Origin of the sequence: Mesorhizobium sp. M5C.F.Ca.IN.020.29.1.1 (assembly GCF_003997375.1) — a bacterium.
In the GTDB taxonomy this organism is placed as follows: Bacteria; Pseudomonadota; Alphaproteobacteria; order Rhizobiales; family Rhizobiaceae; genus Mesorhizobium; species Mesorhizobium wenxiniae.
This window is the reverse complement of the sequence record NZ_RZSW01000849.1, coordinates 1-1,867: the sequence shown is the minus strand read 5'-3', so window position 1 is coordinate 1,867 and position 1,867 is coordinate 1. Positions and strand designations below refer to the sequence as shown.

Sequence of the window (1,867 nt, the reverse complement as noted above, 5' to 3'; positions counted from 1 at the left end):
TCACCGGACCTTTCCGAGCTGCTGGCGCACGAGCATGCCTCGCTGGCGCTGGCGCTGGTGCAACGCTGCAGCGGCGTTGCGGCGCCGGCGCCGCGCTCGGGGTGAGGCCGGACCAGCCGGTGGCGATCTGCGTCGAGCGCAGCCCGGCGATGGTGGTCGGGCTTTTGGCGATTCTCAAGGCGGGCGGCGCCTATCTGCCGCTGGACCCGGCCTATCCCTGCGCGCGGCTGCGGCAGGTTCTCGGCGATGCCGCGCCGCGGCTGCTGCTGGCCGATGCGGCCGGCCGCGCCGCGCTCGGCCCCGAGGCCCTTGTCGATGTGAGCGTGGTCGATCTGGAGACGGCGACACCAGCCTGGGCCGAACTGTCCGCTTCGGATCCCGAGCCGCGCGCGCTTGGCCTCACCGCGCGCCATCTCGCCTATGTCATCTACACCTCCGGCTCAACCGGAACGCCAAAGGGCGTCATGGTCGAGCACCACAGCCTCGTCAATCTAGGGTTGGCTCAGCTCGTGCTTTTTGGCGTCTGTTCAAATAGCCGTGTCGTGCAGTTCGCCTCCTTCGGTTTTGATGCAAGTGCTTGGGAGCTTGTCATGGCGTTTGGCGCAGGCGCCGCATTGCACTTGCCCGCGGACGAGTTCCGCCAGGCGAGTAACAAACTATCGGACTACCTGCGACGCGAAGCCATAACCCATGCGACGTTACCTCCAGCCTTGCTTCAGGCAAGCAGGGAGCCCGGATGTTTGGCATCGCAAGTTCTCATTCTTGCTGGCGAACTGCCGAAGGCTGAACTCGTCCGAAGTCTAGCCTCGGCATCTATCGTCAACGCCTATGGCCCGACCGAAGCAGCGGTCTGCGCGACGGTTTGGAGTTGTCCCGATGATTTTGATGGGCCAGTTGTTCCGATCGGGCGTCCGATTGCGAACACGCGGGTGTATCTGCTGGACGGGCATGGTGGGCCCGTGCCGTTCGGGGCGGTGGGCGAGCTTTACATTGGCGGGGCAGGCGTTGCGCGTGGCTACCTGAACCGGCCCGAGCTGACGGCGGAGCGATTCATCGCCAGTCCCTTTGTGGAAGGCGATCGGCTGTATAAGACCGGCGACCTGGCGCGTTATCTGCCGGACGGCAATCTTGAGTTTCTGGGCCGCAACGACGACCAGGTGAAGATCCGCGGCTTCCGCATCGAGCCGGGCGAGATCGCGGCGCGGCTTTGCGAGCACGCCTGGGTGCGTGAGGCGGTGGTGGTGGCGCGCCAGGACCGGGCCGGCGACAAGCACCTTGTCGCGTATGTGGTGTGTGCGCCCGAGGCCGGCTCGGACGACGAGGATGGCGGCGGGCTTGCCGGCGCCTTGCGCGCGCATGTGAGCGGGCGGCTGCCCGACTACATGGTGCCGGCTGCGTTCGTGCAGCTCGCGGCGCTGCCGCTGACGCCGAACGGCAAGCTCGACCGCAAGGCACTGCCGGCGCCGGCCGGCGCCTATGCGCGGACGGCCTATGAGGCGCCGCGCGGCGCGGTCGAGACGGCGCTGGCGCAGATCTGGGCGGAGCTTCTCGGGGTCGAGCGGGTCGGACGCCACGACAACTTCTTCGAACTGGGCGGCCATTCGCTCCTGGCGGTGCCAGTTGCTCAGTCGAGTATTGTATCTTGGGTTGAACTTTAACGCCGCCGACCTCTTCCAAGCCCCTGTTCTGAAGGAACTTGCATCGAACATTCATTTGGAGCCACAGCCCTGTGGTCCGGGCGTGATTTCCGTACAAGCAACCGGATCGCAGCCACCGCTCTTCTTTGTTCCCACAGGTTCGGGCGATTGTTCCTATGCCCTCGGTTTGGCGAACGAAATGGACATAGACTGTCCCGTCTACGCTTTAC

General features: G+C 65.6%; 1 protein-coding gene. It reads left to right on the top strand.

Going from position 1 to position 1,867, the window contains the following annotated elements; all coding sequences use genetic code 11:
- Nucleotides 1-1,658: non-ribosomal peptide synthetase (locus tag EOA85_RS34235; protein ID WP_245486304.1), on the top strand; the 1,658-nt coding region annotated here is incomplete at its 5' end.
- Between the last annotated feature and the right edge of the window lie 209 nt (nucleotides 1,659-1,867).